14 protein-coding genes are annotated in these 17,458 nt (G+C 67.3%); 11 read left to right on the forward strand and 3 right to left on the reverse strand.

The window, feature by feature from the left end:
* Positions 1-12 precede the first annotated feature (12 nt).
* From AC5Y6Y_RS13385 to coaD, 3 genes are all read left to right on the forward strand, one after another.
* Positions 13-3,396, forward strand: a complete 3,384-nt coding sequence (locus AC5Y6Y_RS13385; protein WP_473139979.1) for a pyruvate carboxylase — start codon at positions 13-15, stop codon at positions 3,394-3,396.
* Positions 3,393-3,947, forward strand: coding sequence for a 16S rRNA (guanine(966)-N(2))-methyltransferase RsmD (gene rsmD / locus AC5Y6Y_RS13390; RefSeq protein ID WP_473140001.1), 555 nt, complete (start codon positions 3,393-3,395; stop codon positions 3,945-3,947). The genes AC5Y6Y_RS13385 and rsmD overlap by 4 nt, the downstream gene beginning before the upstream one ends.
* A gap of 233 nt (positions 3,948-4,180) precedes the next feature.
* Positions 4,181-4,666 carry a pantetheine-phosphate adenylyltransferase gene (gene coaD / locus AC5Y6Y_RS13395; RefSeq protein WP_473139978.1) on the forward strand — a complete coding sequence of 162 codons (486 nt, stop codon included), beginning with the start codon at positions 4,181-4,183 and terminating at the stop codon, positions 4,664-4,666.
* A gap of 1 nt (position 4,667) precedes the next feature.
* On the opposite strand, the gene AC5Y6Y_RS13400 is transcribed toward coaD, so the two are convergent.
* Positions 4,668-5,633 (reverse strand): metallophosphoesterase, encoded by a 966-nt coding sequence (locus AC5Y6Y_RS13400; RefSeq protein ID WP_473139977.1) that lies wholly within the window; start codon positions 5,631-5,633, stop codon positions 4,668-4,670.
* A gap of 133 nt (positions 5,634-5,766) precedes the next feature.
* Between AC5Y6Y_RS13400 and AC5Y6Y_RS13405 the strand changes: the two genes are divergently transcribed.
* Positions 5,767-6,819, forward strand: a complete 1,053-nt coding sequence (locus tag AC5Y6Y_RS13405; RefSeq protein ID WP_463827046.1) for an NAD-dependent epimerase/dehydratase family protein — start codon at positions 5,767-5,769, stop codon at positions 6,817-6,819.
* A 13-nt stretch (positions 6,820-6,832) separates the two neighbouring features.
* Here the strand turns inward: AC5Y6Y_RS13405 and purU are convergent, their stop codons facing one another.
* A complete protein-coding gene (gene purU / locus AC5Y6Y_RS13410; protein WP_473139976.1) occupies positions 6,833-7,744 on the reverse strand; it encodes a formyltetrahydrofolate deformylase in 912 nt (303 codons plus the stop codon).
* A 435-nt stretch (positions 7,745-8,179) separates the two neighbouring features.
* Complete coding sequence (locus tag AC5Y6Y_RS13415) at positions 8,180-9,364, reverse strand: permease (RefSeq protein ID WP_473139975.1); 1,185 nt, start codon at positions 9,362-9,364, stop codon at positions 8,180-8,182.
* A gap of 255 nt (positions 9,365-9,619) precedes the next feature.
* Between AC5Y6Y_RS13415 and sepIVA the strand changes: the two genes are divergently transcribed.
* The 7 genes from sepIVA to smc all read left to right on the forward strand — a co-directional run bounded on the left by sepIVA (position 9,620) and on the right by smc (position 17,303).
* Positions 9,620-10,357, forward strand: a complete 738-nt coding sequence (gene sepIVA, locus AC5Y6Y_RS13420) for a cell division protein SepIVA (protein WP_463827182.1) — start codon at positions 9,620-9,622, stop codon at positions 10,355-10,357.
* A gap of 71 nt (positions 10,358-10,428) precedes the next feature.
* Positions 10,429-11,007 (forward strand): YceD family protein, encoded by a 579-nt coding sequence (locus AC5Y6Y_RS13425; RefSeq protein WP_473139974.1) that lies wholly within the window; start codon positions 10,429-10,431, stop codon positions 11,005-11,007.
* A complete protein-coding gene (rnc, locus tag AC5Y6Y_RS13430; RefSeq protein WP_463827041.1) occupies positions 11,004-11,723 on the forward strand; it encodes a ribonuclease III in 720 nt (239 codons plus the stop codon). The genes AC5Y6Y_RS13425 and rnc overlap by 4 nt, the downstream gene beginning before the upstream one ends.
* Positions 11,724-11,832: 109 nt before the next feature.
* Positions 11,833-12,681, forward strand: coding sequence for a DNA-formamidopyrimidine glycosylase (gene mutM, locus AC5Y6Y_RS13435; protein ID WP_463827040.1), 849 nt, complete (start codon positions 11,833-11,835; stop codon positions 12,679-12,681).
* A gap of 81 nt (positions 12,682-12,762) precedes the next feature.
* Entirely contained in the window at positions 12,763-13,176 is a 414-nt protein-coding gene (locus AC5Y6Y_RS13440) for an OsmC family protein (protein WP_499917962.1), read from the forward strand.
* Positions 13,163-13,444, forward strand: coding sequence for an acylphosphatase (locus AC5Y6Y_RS13445; RefSeq protein ID WP_473139972.1), 282 nt, complete (start codon positions 13,163-13,165; stop codon positions 13,442-13,444). Before AC5Y6Y_RS13440 ends, AC5Y6Y_RS13445 begins: the two co-directional genes overlap by 14 nt.
* Before the next feature lie 253 nt (positions 13,445-13,697).
* A complete protein-coding gene (gene smc / locus AC5Y6Y_RS13450) occupies positions 13,698-17,303 on the forward strand; it encodes a chromosome segregation protein SMC (protein ID WP_473139971.1) in 3,606 nt (1,201 codons plus the stop codon).
* Positions 17,304-17,458: the final 155 nt, after the last annotated feature.

Raw genomic sequence — 17,458 nt, forward strand, 5'->3', positions numbered from 1 at the left:
TAGGGGTCGCACGTGATCTCCAAAGTGTTGGTGGCCAATCGCGGCGAGATCGCGATCCGCGCCTTCCGCGCCGCATACGAGTTGGGTGTCGGCACCGTCGCCGTCTATTCGTACGAGGACCGCAATTCGCTGCACCGGACCAAAGCCGATGAGTCGTACCAGATCGGCGAAGTGGGGCACCCGGTGCGGGCGTACCTGTCCGTCGCCGAGATCGTCGAGACGGCCCTGCGCTGCCATGCGGACGCCGTCTATCCCGGTTACGGATTCCTCTCGGAGAACCCGGAATTGGCCGCAGCGTGCGCCGAGGCGGGCATCACGTTCGTGGGGCCCGACGCCGAAGTGCTCAAGTTGACCGGAAACAAGTCGCGGGCGATCGCCGCCGCGCGCGAGGCGGGCCTGCCGGTGCTGCAGTCCTCGGCTCCCTCGGCGTCGGTGGACCAGTTGGTCGCGGCCGCACAGGACATGCGATTTCCGCTGTTCGTCAAGGCCATTGCCGGTGGCGGTGGGCGCGGGATGCGGCGGGTCACTGACAGCGCAGCTCTGGGTGAGGCCATCGAGGCCGCCAGCCGGGAGGCGGAGTCGGCGTTCGGGGACCCGACGGTGTATCTCGAGCAGGCTGTGCTGCGCCCGCGGCACATCGAGGTTCAGATCCTGGCCGACACCGGTGGCAACGTGATCCACCTCTACGAGCGGGACTGCAGTGTGCAGCGCCGCCACCAGAAGGTGATCGAACTGGCTCCGGCGCCGAACCTTTCGGCCGAGTTGCGGGAAAAGATGTGTGCGGATGCGGTGGCCTTCGCCCACCACATCGGCTACAGCTGCGCCGGCACCGTCGAATTCCTGCTGGACGAGAACGGCGAATACGTCTTCATCGAGATGAACCCGCGAATTCAGGTGGAGCACACCGTCACCGAGGAGATCACCGACGTCGACCTGGTGTCCAGCCAGCTGCGCATCGCCGCCGGCGAGACCCTCGACGATCTGGGCCTCACCCAGGACACCGTGCGCCCGCACGGTGCCGCGCTGCAATGCCGGATCACCACCGAGGATCCGGCCAACGGGTTCCGCCCCGACACCGGTCGGATCAGTGCGCTGCGCACCCCGGGCGGCGCCGGGATCCGGCTGGACGGCAGCACCAATCTGGGGGCTGAGATCAGCGCCCACTTCGACTCCATGCTGGTGAAGCTGACCTGCCGGGGCCGCGATTTCCAAACCGCGGTCAACCGGGCGCGCCGGGCGATGGCCGAGTTCCGGATCCGCGGTGTGTCGACCAATATTCCTTTCCTGCAAGCGGTTCTGGACGACCCGGACTTCCAGGCCGGCCGCGTCACGACGTCGTTCATCGACGACCGGCCGCAACTGCTGACCTCGCACACCTCGGCCGACCGCGGCACCAAGATCCTGAACTACCTGGCCGACGTCACCGTCAACCAGCCGCACGGCGCGCGTCCGTCGACGGTGTACCCGCAGGACAAGCTGCCCGCGATCGACCGCGAGGTGGCGCCGGAGCACGGTTCCCGGCAGCGGTTGCTCAAACTCGGCCCGGACGGTTTCGCGCGCTGGTTGCGGGAGTCGCCCGCGGTCGGCGTGACCGACACGACGTTCCGCGACGCGCATCAGTCGCTGCTGGCCACCCGGGTGCGCACCAGCGGATTGCTCATGGTGGCACCGTATCTCGCGCGCACGATGCCGCAGCTGTTGTCGGTCGAGTGCTGGGGCGGGGCGACCTACGACGTGGCGCTGCGCTTCCTCAAGGAGGACCCGTGGGAGCGGCTGGCCGCGCTGCGGCAAGCCATCCCCAACATCTGCCTGCAAATGTTGTTGCGGGGCCGGAACACCGTGGGCTACACGCCCTATCCGGAGACCGTCACGTCGGCGTTCATCGAGGAGGCGACGGCCACCGGTATCGACATCTTCCGGATCTTCGACGCGCTGAACAACCTGGACTCGATGCGACCGGCTATCGACGCGGTCCGCGAAACCGGCACTGCCATAGCCGAAGTCGCGATGTGCTACACGGGTGACCTGTCCGATCCGGACGAACGGCTCTACACCCTGGACTATTACCTGCGATTGGCCGACGGGATCGTCGAGGCCGGTGCACATGTGCTGGCCATCAAGGACATGGCGGGGTTGCTGCGGCCGCCGGCGGCCCACACCCTCGTTTCCGCTTTGCGCAGCCGGTTCGACCTCCCCATTCACGTGCACACTCACGACACGCCGGGCGGCCAGCTGGCCAGTTACGTGGCCGCCTGGCAGGCGGGCGCCGACGCCGTCGACGGGGCCTCGGCGCCGATGGCCGGCACCACCAGTCAGCCGGCGTTGAGTTCGATCGTGGCCACGGCCGCGCACACCGAGTACGACACCGGGTTGTCGTTGTCGGCGGTGTGCGCGCTCGAGCCGTTCTGGGAAGGCCTGCGGAAGGTCTACGCGCCCTTCGAATCCGGTCTACCCGGTCCGACCGGCCGGGTGTATCACCACGAGATCCCGGGCGGTCAGCTGTCGAACCTGCGCCAACAGGCGATCGCGCTGGGGCTGGGGGACCGGTTCGAGGAGGTCGAGGAGGCCTATGCGGGAGCTGACCGGGTGCTGGGCCGGCTGATCAAGGTCACCCCGTCGTCGAAGGTGGTCGGCGACCTGGCGCTGGCCCTGGTGGGCTCCGGTCTGAGCGCCGACGAATTCGCCGCTGACCCAAAGCGATTCGATATCCCGGACTCGGTGCTGGGATTCCTGCGCGGTGAGTTGGGCGATCCGCCCGGCGGATGGCCCGAGCCGTTGCGTTCCGACGCGCTGGCCGGCCGCGCGCCGGCTAAGCCGGACCCGCAACTGACCGTCGACGACGAGAAGGCGCTCGCCACCGCCGGGCCGGAGCGTCAGGCCGCCCTCAACCGGCTGTTGTTCCCCGGTCCCACAAAGGAATTCGAGGACCATCGAGAGGCGTACGGCGATACCTCGCAGCTGTCGGCCAACCAGTTCTTCTACGGCCTGCGCCAAGGCGAGGAGCATCGGGTGAAGCTCGAGCCGGGCGTGGAGTTGTTGATCGGGCTGGAGGCCATCTCCGAACCCGACGAGCGCGGCATGCGGACCGTGATGTGCATCATCAACGGCCAGCTGCGTCCGGTGCTGGTGCGCGACCGCAGCATCGCCAGCGCCGTTCGCGCTGCGGAGAAAGCTGACCGCGGCAACGCCGGCCATGTCGCGGCGCCCTTCGCCGGGGTAGTCACCGTCAGCGTGTCCGAAGGTGATGAGGTGAGCGCCGGCCAAACCGTCGCCACCATCGAGGCCATGAAGATGGAAGCGCCGATCACCGCGCCCAGCGACGGCACGGTGGAGCGGGTGGCGGTCTCCGACACCGCTCAGGTGGAGGGTGGCGACCTGCTGGTGGTGCTGAACTGACCCGCGTGATCGGTGGCGTGGCCCGGGGCCGGCGCCTCACCGTTCCGCCGCGGGGGACCCGGCCGACCACTGACCGGGTGCGCGAGTCGCTGTTCAACATCCTGGCGACGCGGGTCGGTTTCGCGGACGTGGCGGTGCTGGATCTCTTTGCCGGGTCGGGTGCCTTGGGTCTGGAAGCCCTGTCACGGGGAGCTGCGTCGGCGCTGTTTGTGGAATCCGACCCGCGCGCGGCGGCGGTGATCGCCCGCAACATCGAGACGGTGGGGCTGCCCGGGGCGATCGTGCGCCGCGGTGCGGTCGCTGCCGTGCTGACCGCCGGGTCGCCCTCCCCGTTCGACCTGGTATTGGCCGACCCGCCGTACGAGCTTGGAGCCGCTGAGCTCTCGGCTGTGCTGGCCGCGCTGACGTCGGGGGGTTGGACCCGGGTGGGAACGGTTGCCGTGGTGGAGCGCGGAATCGGCAGTGCCGCGCTCACGTGGCCGGACGGCTGGACGTTGTGGCCCGAGCGCGTCTACGGCGACACCCGTCTGGAGCTGGCCGAACGGGTGTAGGGCGCCTGCTAGCGTCGTTGACTATGAGCCGCGCCGGCGACGATGCTGAGCGGAGCGAAGAGGAGGAGCGGCGCAATGAGCGGCGCCGGCGAGGATGCTGAGCGGAGCGAAGAGGAGGAGCGGCGCCATTGAGTGCCGCCGGCGAGGATGCTGAGCGGAGCGAAGAGGAGGAGCGGCGCCATTGAGTGCCGCCGGCGAGGATGCTGAGCGGAGCGAAGAGGAGGAGCGGCGCAATGAGCGGCGCGGTCTGTCCCGGGTCCTTCGACCCGGTCACGTTGGGGCACGTCGACGTCTTCGAACGTGCCGCAGCCCAATTCGACGAGGTCGTGGTGGCGATCCTGATCAACCCCGCCAAGAAGGGCATGTTCGACCTCGACGAGCGGATCGCGATGATCGAGGAGTCGACGAGCCACCTGCCCAATGTGCGGGCGCAGGCCGGGAAAGGCCTGGTCGTCGACTTCGTCAGGTCCTGCGGGATGAACGCCATCGTCAAGGGTCTGCGCACCGGCACCGACTTCGAGTACGAACTGCAGATGGCGCAGATGAACAAGCACGTCGCCGGCGTTGACACGTTCTTCGTAGCGACATCGCCGCGGTATTCGTTCGTGTCGTCGTCGCTGGCGAAAGAGGTGGCGATGCTGGGCGGCGACGTGACCGAGTTGCTGCCCGAACCGGTCAACCGGCGACTGCGCGAACGGATCGCCCGGCAGAGCGGGTAGCTCAACCGGCGCTCTGCCAGTAGTTGTCGGCGCAGATCGTGGTCTCGCCCGACCAGCGATAGGCCGTCAACTTGCCGCCCTTCACCGCGCTGAAATCCACGCACGCGCAATGGTCTGCCCAATCACGGTGGCGCTGCGGGGAATCCTTGCGCCAGTAATGACCGAAGAACACCGGAACTGTTCCCGAGTAGACGTAGCAGCGGTCCGCAGATGTGACGGCGCTGTCGGGTAGCGGGGGATACGGTGCACCCGCCGCAGTGGTGAAATTGCTTGCCATTTCCGCGATCTCGCGCAGGGTCGCCGCATCCTCGTTCCACCACCGGATTCTGGCCCTGCTGCGGGCGTGGCCGTCCTTATCCAGATAATCCGGCTGGTGATGGGCTGCTAGGCTGATCTCAGGGCCCTTGAGCAGCACCTCGACCGTGGTGTAGAGGCGGTCGGTGCTGTCGGAGGCCCGGGCGAACTGGTCCACCGCAGTGAACTGGTTGGATCCCAGTTGGCTCTCGACGTATCGCATGGACTCCTCATGCCAGCAGGCATGAACGACGCGGATATCGCCGAGGTCCAGCCACAGCGGCAGCGTCTTGAACCAGTCCAGGTAGTAGAAGCGCTGCTCGTCGGTGAGTTGGTCGACGAACTCGCGGTGCTGTCGGTAGTTGCTGTCGGTGTGTTTGCGCAGATATTGGCCGCTGCCGCTCGGGTGCTCGATGGAGTAGCAGATCGCATTGAACTCATGGTTGCCCATGACGATGCGGGCGCTGCCCGTATCCACCATCGGCTTGACGATTTCGAGGACGCGAAGCTGTTCCGGGCCGCGGTCCACCAGGTCGCCGACGAAGACGGCTTGACGGGTGGGGTGTTGATACGCGCCCGTCGAATCCTGAAGTGTGTAGCCAAGATCGGCGAGCAACGTTTCAAGCGCGGAAGCACAACCGTGGATGTCGCCGATGATGTCGTAGTACTGCATGACCTGATCTTCGCACCTGGGTGCGACACGTCGTCGAGCTTGAGCAAGCTGGTGCCGGAGGCATGGCGTTCTCTTCGTCGAGTGGGTTACCGTCTGCTCGAAACATCGATGTTGACGGGGATCGAGGACGCCCATGCAGACCGTGCTGATTACCGGAGCCTTCGGTCTGGTCGGTGCGGAGGCGGTCCGAAGGTTCGCTGCCGACGGATGGCGGGTGGTCGCCACCGCGCACCGCAAGTTGGCGGTCCTGCCGCCGGGGGTGGAAAGCCGCCGCGTCGACTTGACCGTTCCCGACCAGGTTGAACAGTTGGTCAGCGAAATTTCGCCGGACGTGATCGTCCACCTGGCGGCCGTCATCCCCCCGTTGATCTACCGCGAGCCGGCGTGGGCGCGCAGAGTCAACGTCGATGCCACCGCAATCTTGGTGCGTGCGGCAGAGCAGCAACCTGATCCGCCGCGCTTTCTGCATGCGTCCAGCATCTCCGTATACGGCGCGCGCAATCCACATCGGCACCAGGACCGGTTGGGCGTGGAAACCCCGGTCAACCCGTGCGACCTGTACGGGAGTCAGAAGCTCGAAGCCGAGGAGATCGTCCGTGCGTCGAGGTTGAACTGGTTGATCTTGCGGCTCGGTGGGGTGATCAGCGTCGACCCGGCGGCCATGCCCTTCACCACCGACGTGTTGTATTTCAGCAGCGCGATGCCGGCCGACGGTCGGGTGCACTGCGTCGATACCCGCGATGTGGCAACCGCATTCGTTGCGGCCGCGCATTCGGAGGTGGCCGGTGAGGTGTTGATGATCGCCGGCGATGACTCGCACATGTTGCGGCAGGCCGAGATTGGCGCGGCCATGGCGGCGGCGCAGGGCATGGCCGGCCTGATACCGATGGGACGTCCCGGAGACCCGGACAGTGACGATTCCTGGTATCTCAACGATTGGATGGATGTCTCCCGTGCGCAGGAACTGCTGAATTTTCAGCAGCATTCGTGGCCGGACATGCTGGCCGAGATCCGTGCGCAGACCGGCTGGCGACGCTACCCGCGGCGCCTCGTGGCGCCGGTTGCCCGGCAGATCCTGAAACGCCATGGGGCGTATCGCAAGTCGCCCGGTCAGTATGCCGATGTGTGGGGAGCGCTGCGAGCCAGGTACGGCGACTCGTTGTCGGAAGTCGGAAGCGCAGAATAGATTCCCGTCGCGGTCAGAAGACAATCGTCTGGTTGTCGTGCACGATCACTCGGTCCTGACAGTGCCAGAGCACCGCGCGCGACAGTACCGCCCGCTCCACGTCGGCACCGACACGCACCAGGTCGTCGACGGTGTCGGTGTGGCTGACCCGCACCACATCCTGCTCGATGATCGGCCCCTCGTCGAGCATCTCAGTGACGTAGTGGGCTGTGGCGCCCACCAGTTTGACGCCGCGCTCGCGGGCGCGCTTATAGGGTGCTGCGCCGATGAATGCCGGCAGGAATGAATGGTGAATGTTGATCAGCGGGCATCCGACGGCGGCGAGGAACTCAGGCGTCAGTATCTGCATATAGCGCGCCAACACCACCAAATCGACATTGCCGGTGAGTAATTGAAGCTGACGCTGTTCGGCTGCGGCGCGGCTTTCCCGGGTGGCGGGTATGTGGATGAACGGCACACCGAACGGACGAACCCGCTCGGCAAGGTCGGGATGGTTGGCGATCACCATCGCGACGGAAATCTTGAGCTCGCCACGACGGTTGCGCCACAACAGATCCAATAGGCAATGGTCTTCCCTGGATGCGAAGATGGCGACCCGTTTGGGTTTGGCCGCCTCGGTGAAGCGGTAGTCGATGCCGAATTCCGCTGCCACGGTGGCGGCGAATTGCTCTTCCAGACCATCGATTGCGGCGGTGAGCCCGGGCAGGTGAAAGATCGCGCGCTGCAGAAAGGTTCCGTTCTCGGGTGCGGTGGAATGCTGGTCCAGAGAGATGATGTTGGCACCGGCTCGAGCGAGGAATGTGCTTACCGCAGCGATGATTCCGGGGCGGTCGTGGCAGCGCAGCAGTAGTCGTCCGATGTCTGCGGGAGACGGGGGGCCGGCCGGCCGCTGCGCGAAGTTGCCGGGATCATTCGGCGTCGGCACCAGTGGACCCCTTTCGCCTCGCAATCGTGCGAGCAACGATACCGCCGTGGTAGGCATCGCGGCAGCTACGGCACGTCGTCGTCTTCAGTGTGGTCTCCCGCGCGGGACATTCACGCCAACATTCATTTAGGTATCCGTTCGCTTACCGCGGCCGGGCGCAGCAGTTCAACGGGGCTTACGCAGCTTTGGCCAGAGAGGCGCCGATTTGCCGGCTTGGATGACGCCGATCTCCTCGAACCCGTGGGCGGCGTAGAGCTGCCTGTTGTGGGGGTTGGTTGCTTCGAGGTACGCAGGCAATCCGCCGCGGTCGCAGCGCCCGGCCGCATGGCGGAGCAGTGCTGAGCCGAGCCCAGCGCGGCCGGCGTCCGGAAAGCCCAGCGGGCGACGGAAGACATCCACCGGCGATCGATCAATGAAAAATGTTGGTAGCGAGCCTCAGTGGCACTGGTGACTATGCCCGCCATGATCGTGTTCAGCGTCGGGCGACCCGTTCATCATCCGTAGCATCGGCATTCCACCGGACGCGAAGAATCGAACCACCAGCACCGCTGCGACGATCAGGAAAGCGATGTTCAGCCAGGTGGTGTAATTCCAGGAGATGCTGCCGGACATCACCATCGCGTTGCGGGCGCCCGGAATGAGATCGGCTGCCCCGAAGATCAATTCGACGAGATAGCCCGCGACGACCATCGCGGCGTAGAACGTCGTCAACAACGTCAGCATCATTCTGGCGCCGTAATACTTGCGATAGATGTTGAGGATCGGCAGGATCAGCAGGTCGGCGAAGATGAACGCGATGACCCCGCCGAAACTGATGCCGCCGTTCCACAGCACCGCGGCCAACGGCACATTGCCGATCGAGCAGACGAACGACACGATCGCGACGACTGGGCCCACGATCGGTCCCCACACCGACGACAGTGCCGGGTGGTTCGCTAAAAAGAAGCTCTGCCAGAAGCTCTCCGGGACCCACGCCGCGATTGCGCCGGCGATGAGCAATCCGATGACCAGGTCGCGCAGGATCGCCAGCCACTCCATCACGAAGACATGCGACACGGAGGTCAGACCCGGTCCGGAGAACAGCCGTCGCCAGAACGACACGTCGCCCTGGATCGACATGTCCATCGCCGCATGGCCTTCCATCGATCCGGCGATTCCCTTGTCTGCCTGTTCACGCGCGGCATCGATGAGCCGGCCGCGCACGAACAGCCGGAACAGTAGGGCCAGCACGATGATCATCAGCGGTCCGCCGACGAACTCCGCTGCGGTGAATTGCCAGCCCATCAGCAGCGCCAGGATGATGCCCAGTTCCACCACCAGATTGGTGGAGCCGATTTCGAAGGCCATGGCCGCGGTGAAGTCGGCCCCCTTGCGGAACAGCGAGCGGGCCAGCGCCACGGCGGCATAGGAGCACGACGACGACGCGGCGCCGAGCGTGGCCGCCACGGCCAGGGTGCGGGGCCTGTCGTCGCCCATCAAGGCCACGATTGTCGAGCGGCGCACAACAGCCTGGACGACCGCCGACAACGCGAAGCCCAGGATCAGCGCCCAAAGGATTTCCCACGTCATGGAACCTGTCAGCGTCAACGCGTGCAGCACTGCGTTCACGACTCTGTCCATCAAAGTTCCCTTCCGCTGTGACGCCGTCATATATACCCCCCAAGGGTATATATGCTGTCAATAGAGGCCTCGCCCGCTGTCCCGGTGGCTACGCCGGCGATAGTCTGGAACCAAATCACGTGGCTAGAGGCGGTTCGCGGGTGATGCGCAGCAAAAATTCAAGCCGACACACCGGAGTCATCACCGCAGTCACAGACGTAACACCAGGCACACTGGTAACTACAGATTTATGCAAGCCGCCAGGAGGGTATGGCCGTGTACCGAGTCTTTGAAGCGCTGGATGAATTGAGCGCGATCGTCGAGGAAGCCCGCGGCGTGCCGATGACCGCCGGGTGCGTCGTTCCCCGCGGTGACGTGCTTGAACTGATCGACGACATCAAGGACGCGATCCCTGGTGAGCTCGACGATGCCCAGGACGTGCTGGACGCCCGCGACGCGATGCTGCACGACGCCAAATCGCACGCCGACTCGATGGTGTCCTCGGCGACCACCGAATCCGAGTCGATGGTCAACCACGCTCGCGCCGAAGCCGACCGGCTGCTCTCGGACGCCAAGGCTCAGGCTGATCGGATGGTCAGCGAGGCCCGTCAGCACAGCGAGCGGATGGTCGGGGAGGCCCGCGAGGAGGCGATGCGCATCGCCGCGTCGGCGAAACGCGAGTACGAGGCCAGCATCAGCCGGGCCAAGTCCGAATGCGACCGCCTGATCGAAAACGGCAACCTCTCCTATGAAAAGGCCGTGCAAGAGGGCATCAAGGAGCAGCAGCGGCTGGTGTCCCAGAACGAGGTGGTGCAGGCCGCGCACGCCGAATCCACCCGTCTGATCGACACTGCGCACGCCGAAGCGGACCGGCTGCGCGGCGAATGCGACATCTACGTCGACAACAAGCTTGCCGAGTTCGAAGAGTTCCTCAACGGAACCCTGCGGTCGGTCGGTCGAGGCCGTCACCAGCTCCGGACCGCAGCCGGCACCCACGACTACGTCACGCGGTAGGCCCGACGGCCCGGTGACGGGCAGCTGAACTGAACGTGGACCTGTCAGCTGCGCGCCGTAGGATTCCACCTATGGCCAAGCAGCACAGCCAGACGGCGCAGCGACACATCACCACGCCGTTGACGATCGATATCGCTCGGCTGGGTCGACGGCCAGGAGCGATGATTCCGCTGCGCCAAAGCGTGGACAGCCCGCTGCGCATCGGCCTGGATCTGATCGCGATCCAGCCGGGAGCACCCCTGGAGCTGGACCTGCGGCTGGAATCGGTGTCCGAAGGGGTGCTGGTGACCGGCACGGTAACCGCACCCACCAGCGGCGAGTGTTCCCGGTGCCTGTCGCCAATCCAGGGCCGGGTGCAGGTTGCGCTGACCGAGCTCTTCGCCTATCCGAACAGTGCGACCGAGGCGACCACCGAGCAGGACGAGGTCGGCCACGTCGTCGCCGAGACCATCGACCTCGAGCAACCGATCATCGACGCCGTGGGGCTGGAATTGCCGTTCGCGCCGGTGTGCTCATCGGATTGCCCGGGTTTGTGCACGCAGTGCGGCATTTCGCTGGCCGCCGAGCCCGACCACCGGCACGATCAGATCGACCCCAGGTGGGCCAAGCTCGCCGGAATACTGCCCCCGCCGGACGGGGGCGAGCAGTGACCCCCTCCCGGCAGGTCCTGCTGGACGCGCTGGGCGTCGACCTGCCCGAAGACCTGCTCACGCTGGCGTTGACGCACCGCAGTTACGCCTACGAGAACGGCGGTCTGCCCACCAATGAGCGGCTGGAGTTTCTCGGCGATGCCGTATTAGGCCTCACCATCACCGACGAGCTCTACCACCGGCATCCGGACCGGTCGGAGGGCGACCTGGCCAAGTTGCGTGCCAGCGTCGTCAACACCCTGGCGCTGGCGGACGTGGCGCGCCGCCTGCCCGGCGACGGGCTGGGCGTGCACGTACTGCTCGGTCGCGGGGAAGCGAACACCGGTGGCGCGGACAAGTCCAGCATCCTGGCCGACGGGATGGAGTCGTTGCTCGGCGCAATCTATCTGCAGCACGGGATCGACGTCGCACGGGAGGTCATCCTGCGCCTGTTCGGCCCACTGCTGGACGCCGCGCCGACCCTGGGTGCCGGTCTGGACTGGAAGACCAGCCTGCAAGAACTCACCGCCTCGCTGACGCTCGGCACGCCGACCTACCAGGTGACCTCGACCGGGCCCGACCACGACAAAGAATTCACCGCGGTGGTGGTGGTGATGGAGACCGAATACGGGTCGGGCGTGGGCCGCTCCAAGAAGGAAGCCGAGCAGAAGGCGGCGTCGGCTGCGTACAAAACACTCGAGGCAGCGCACGTGCTCGACACCGCGGGGAAATCCTGAAGCTCCGATGACGGTGACAAGCCGGTGCCTGCTGCGCCGACAGTGAATTTCCCGACGGTCGCGCGGCGTGTCCGGTCGCGGATTGCACAGTGGGCCCAGGAGGGCGGACATGCCTGAGCTACCTGAAGTCGAGGTGGTGCGGCGCGGTCTGCAGTCCCATGTAGTCGACAAGACGATCACCGCCGTCCGCGTCCACCACCCCCGCGCGGTGCGGCGCCACGAGGCCGGCCCGGCCGACCTGACCGCCCGGCTGCTCGACGCCCGGATCACCGGCACCGATCGGCGCGGCAAGTACCTGTGGCTGACGTTGGGCACCGGCGAGGCCCTGGTGGTCCACCTCGGCATGAGTGGCCAGATGTTGCTGGGGGTGGTGCCGCGCGCTGACCACGTGCGGATTTCGGCGCTGCTCGACGACGGGACGGTGTTGAGTTTCGCCGACCAGCGCACCTTCGGCGGCTGGCTGCTTGCCGATCTGGTGACCGTCGACGGCAGCGTCGTGCCGCAGCCGGTCGCGCACCTGGCGCGCGATCCGCTGGATCCGCAGTTCAACGCCGCGGCGGTGGTGGATGTATTGCGGCGCAAGCATTCTGAGATCAAGCGCCAACTGCTGGACCAGCAGGTGGTCTCGGGCATCGGCAACATCTACGCCGACGAAGCCCTGTGGCGAGCCCAGGTCAACGGCGCGCGGATTGCGGCCACGCTGCCGCGTCGGCGGCTGGCCGCGGTGCTGGAATCGGCGGCTGAGGTGATGCGCGAAGCGCTGGCCAAGGGTGGCACCTCGTTCGATTCGCTGTACGTCAACGTCAACGGGGAGTCGGGTTACTTCGACCGGTCGCTGGACGCCTACGGCCGCGACGGGCAGCCGTGCCGGCGCTGCGGGGCGGTGATGCGCCGGGAGAAGTTCATGAACCGCTCGTCGTTCTATTGCCCGAAATGTCAACCGCGGCCGCGCCGTTGAGCCATTGACTCTGCGCTCAGGGCGCAGAAACGGCCGAAACAGCGCCCTCACCGCAGACTCAACACACAGAAGAGAGGAACTATGACGCAACTGTGGGTGGAACGCACCGGCACCCGCCGCTATACCGGGCACAGCTCCCGGGGAGCACAGGTGCTCGTCGGGAGCGAGGACGTCGAGGGGGTGTTCACTCCGGGCGAATTGCTGAAGATCGCGCTCGCCGCTTGTAGCGGCATGGCCAGTGACCAGCCGTTGGCCCGCCGGCTCGGTGACGACTACCGGGCGGTGATCCGCGTGTCCGGCGCCGCTGACCGGGAAAAAGAGGTCTACCCGCTGCTCGAAGAGACCCTCGAACTGGACCTGTCGGGACTGAGCGACGAAGACCGGCAACGGGTGCGCACTGTCGTCGACCGGGCCGTGGACGCGGTGTGCACAGTGGGTCGAACGCTGAGATCGGGCAGCACGGTGACGTTCGGAGTCCGCGATGTCGGGGCCTGACGTGCGACTGACCGCCTGGGTGCACGGCCACGTCCAGGGCGTCGGTTTCCGCTGGTGGACGCGCTGCCGCGCGCTGGAGCAGGGGTTGACGGGGTACGCCGCCAACCACGCCGACGGGCGCGTGCTCGTCGTGGCCAACGGGCCGCGTGAGTCCGGCGAGAAGCTGCTGGACCTGCTGCGCGGGGACAGCACGCCGGGACGGGTGGACAAGGTCGTCGCCGACTGGTCGGAGCCGACCGAGCAGTTCACCGGATTCGTCGAGCGTTAGCGGGCACGGCCCTCGCCGAGCGTCACGCCAGCGTGGCGTCGGGCGTTGGCTGCCACGCTGGCGTGACGTTCGGCGCGACGGGTGAGGGCCAAGCGCTTAGCTGCTCGTCGACTGTCACGCCAGCGTGGCGTCGGGCGTTGGCCGCCACGCTGGCGTGACGTTCGGCGCGACGGGTGACGGGCGATGGCCACGCGCTCGGCTGCTGGCGTGACGCTCGGCGCGATGGCAGACGGCCCGAGTAGTCTGGCTCGCCATGTACCTCAAGAGTCTGACGCTGAAGGGCTTCAAGTCCTTCGCCGCGCCTACGACTCTGCGTTTCGAGCCGGGCATCACCGCCGTCGTCGGGCCCAACGGCTCCGGCAAGTCCAATGTGGTCGACGCGCTGGCCTGGGTGATGGGCGAACAGGGCGCCAAGACGCTGCGCGGCGGCAAGATGGAAGACGTCATCTTCGCCGGCACCTCCTCCCGTGCCCCGCTGGGACGCGCCGAGGTCACCGTCACCATCGACAACTCCGACAATGCACTGCCGATCGAGTACTCCGAGGTGTCCATCACCCGCCGGATGTTCCGCGACGGCGCCAGCGAGTACGAAATCAACGGCAGCAGTTGCCGTTTGATGGATGTCCAGGAACTCCTGAGCGACTCCGGCATCGGCCGCGAGATGCATGTGATCGTCGGGCAGGGCAAGCTCGACGAGATCCTGCAGTCCCGCCCCGAAGACCGGCGGGCGTTCATCGAAGAAGCCGCGGGCGTGCTCAAGCACCGCAAGCGCAAGGAAAAGGCGCTGCGCAAACTCGACGCGATGGCAGCCAACCTGGCCCGTCTGTCGGACCTGACCACCGAACTGCGGCGCCAGCTCAAGCCGCTGGGCCGGCAGGCCGAAGTGGCCCGGCGTGCCCAGACCATCCAGGCCGACCTACGCGATTCCCGGTTGCGCCTGGCCGCCGACGACCTGGTCAGCCGGCGCACCGAACGGCAGGCCATCTTCGACGCCGAAGCGTCCATGCGCCGCGAGCATGACGAAGCCGCGGCCCGCCTGTCGGTCGCCGCGGAGGAACTGGCCGCGCACGAAGCGGCACTGTCGGAGCTCTCCGGACGCGCCGAATCCGTCCAGCAGACCTGGTTCCGGCTGTCCGCGTTGGCCGAACGGGTCGGTGCGACGGTGCGGATCGCCAGCGAGCGGGCGCAGCATCTTGACGTGGAACCGGTCCGGGCCAGCGACACCGACCCCGACGCGTTGGACGCCGAGGCCGACGAGGTGGCGTCTGCCGAGCAGCAACTGCTGGCAGAACTGGACGAGGCCCGCGCCCGCCTGGACGGCGCCCGCGCCGAACTGGCCGAGTGGGAGCGCCGCGCGGTCGAGGCGGACAAGGCGCACCTGGCGGCGGTACGCGCCGAGGCGGACCGGCGCGAAGGTCTGGCGCGGCTGGCCGGCCAGGTGGAGACCATGCGGGCGCGGGTCGAGTCGACCGACGAGAGCCTCGCGCGGCTCTCCGAGCGGATCGAGCAGGCCGACGCCCGTGCCCAACAGACCCGCGCCGAGTTCGAGAGCGTGCAGGGTCGCGTCGGGCAGCTGGACCAGGGTGAGTTGGGCCTGGACCAGCAGTATGAGCGGACGATGTCCGCGGTGCGGCTGGCCGACGCGCGGGTCGCCGAGCTGCAGACCGCCGAACGTAGCGCCGAACGCCAGGTCGCCTCGTTGCGGGCTCGCATCGACGCGTTGTCGGTGAGCCTGGAACGCAAGGACGGGACCGCCTGGCTGACCCGAAATCACGGTGGCGCAGGGCTTTTCGGTTCGATCGCGGAGTTGGTCAAAGTGTCCCCGGGCTACGAGGCGGCGGTGGCAGCGGTGCTGGGGTCGGCGGCCGACGCGCTGGCCGCCGACAGCCTGGGCACCGCGCGCAGCGCGGTCACCGCGCTCAAACAGGCCGACGGTGGTCGTGCGGCGCTGGTGCTCAGCGATTGGCCCGCACCGACGCCTGAGTCGCCGGAGTTGCCCGACGGGTCCCGCTGGGCGCTGGACCTCATCGACGCGCCGGCCCGGCTGCGTGGGGCGTTGGCGGCGATGCTCTCCGACGTCGCGGTCGTCGAGGATCTCGGTCACGCGCTGGACCTGGTGGCCAGCCGTCCTCAGCTGCGCGCGGTCACCCGCGACGGCGACCTGGTGGGCGCGGGCCGGGTGAGCGGCGGGTCGGACCGCAAGTTGTCCACGCTGGAGGTCGCCTCAGAGATCGATAAGGCGCGCAGCGAACTGGCCGCCGCCGAAGAACAGGTCGCTGCGCTCAGCGCCGCGCTGTCCGGGGCGCTGACCGAACAGAGCGCTCGCCAGGATGCCGCCGAGCATGCGCTGGCGGCGCTCAACGAGTCCGACACCGCCATTTCGGCGATGTATGACCAGCTCGGCCGGCTGGGTCAGGATGCGCGGACGGCCCAGGACGAGTGGACCCGATTGCTGCAGCAACGCGAACAATTGGAAGCCGGGCGCGCCGGGACCGTCGAGGAAGTGGCCGAGCTGGAGACGCGGCTGCGCAATGCGCAGCAAACCGAGTACGTCACCGAGGAGGAGGCAAGCCCGGCGCAGGCGCGTCAGGAGATCGCGGCCGCCGCCGACCGGGCACGCAGCGTCGAGGTCGAGGCCCGGCTGGCAGTGCGCACCGCCGAGGAGCGGGCCAATGCGGTGCGCGGGCGTGCCGACTCGCTGCGCCGGGCCGCCGCGGCCGAACGCAAGGCGCGATCGCTGGCCGAACAGGCGCGCGCAGCCCGGGTGCGGGCCGCCGCGGTGGCCGCCGCGGTCGCCGAGTCCGGTCGGTCGCTGGCCGGTCGGCTCGATCTCGTCGTGGCCGCGGCGTCGAAGATGCGGGACGAGCTGGTCGCCGAACGCCAGCAGCGGGCAGCGGCAATGACCGCAGTTCGCGAGGAGACCAACACGTTGAGCGCGCGGGTGGCGGCGCTCACCGATTCGCTGCACCGCGACGAGGTGGCCAACGCCCAGGCGGCGCTGCGCATCGAGCAGCTCGAGCAGATGGTCCTCGACCAGTTCGGCATGGCGCCGGCCGACCTGGTCGCCGAGTACGGACCCGACGTCCCGCTGCCGCCGACCGAGCTGGAGATGGCCGAGTTCGAGCAGGCCCGGGAGCGCGGGGAGCAGGTCGTCGCGCCCGCCCCGATGCCCTACGACCGCACCACCCAGGAGCGTCGGGCCAAACGCGCCGAGCGGGAGCTGGCCGAACTGGGACGGGTCAATCCGCTGGCCCTGGAAGAGTTCGCTGCGCTGGAGGAGCGGTACAACTTCCTGTCCACCCAGCTCGAAGACGTCAAGGCCGCCCGCAAGGATCTGCTCGACGTCGTCGCTGACGTCGACGCCCGCATCCTGCAGGTGTTCAGCGAGGCATTCTTCGACGTCGAACGCGAGTTCCAGACCGTATTCACCGCGCTGTTCCCCGGCGGCGAGGGCCGGCTCCGGCTGACTCAACCCGACGACATGCTCACCACCGGCATCGAGGTGGAGGCCCGTCCGCCGGGCAAGAAGGTGACCCGGCTGTCGTTGCTGTCCGGCGGCGAGAAGGCGCTGACGGCGGTGGCGATGCTGGTCGCGATCTTCCGGGCCCGCCCGTCGCCGTTCTACATCATGGACGAGGTGGAGGCCGCGCTGGACGACGTGAACCTGCGCCGCCTGATCGGGCTGTTCGAGATGCTGCGGGACCGCTCGCAGCTGATCATCATCACCCACCAGAAGCCCACCATGGAAGTGGCGGACGCGCTCTACGGCGTGACGATGCAAGGTGACGGCATCACCGCCGTGATCTCGCAGCGGATCCGGGGGCAGCAGGTCGATCGGCTAGCTACCACGCCGGTATAAGCCGGTTGCTCCGACGGGCTGCAGAACTGCCCGGCGTTCGAGCGTGCCATTGGTTACGGGGTGTGCACTCAGGGCGTCGGGTGTGCACGCAGGGCCTGGAATGTGCACTGGCGGCGGGATTCTCGCCGGATTGCCGCCCTGGTTACACCGCTGAA

This window comes from Mycobacterium sp. NGS24, from assembly GCF_059813065.1.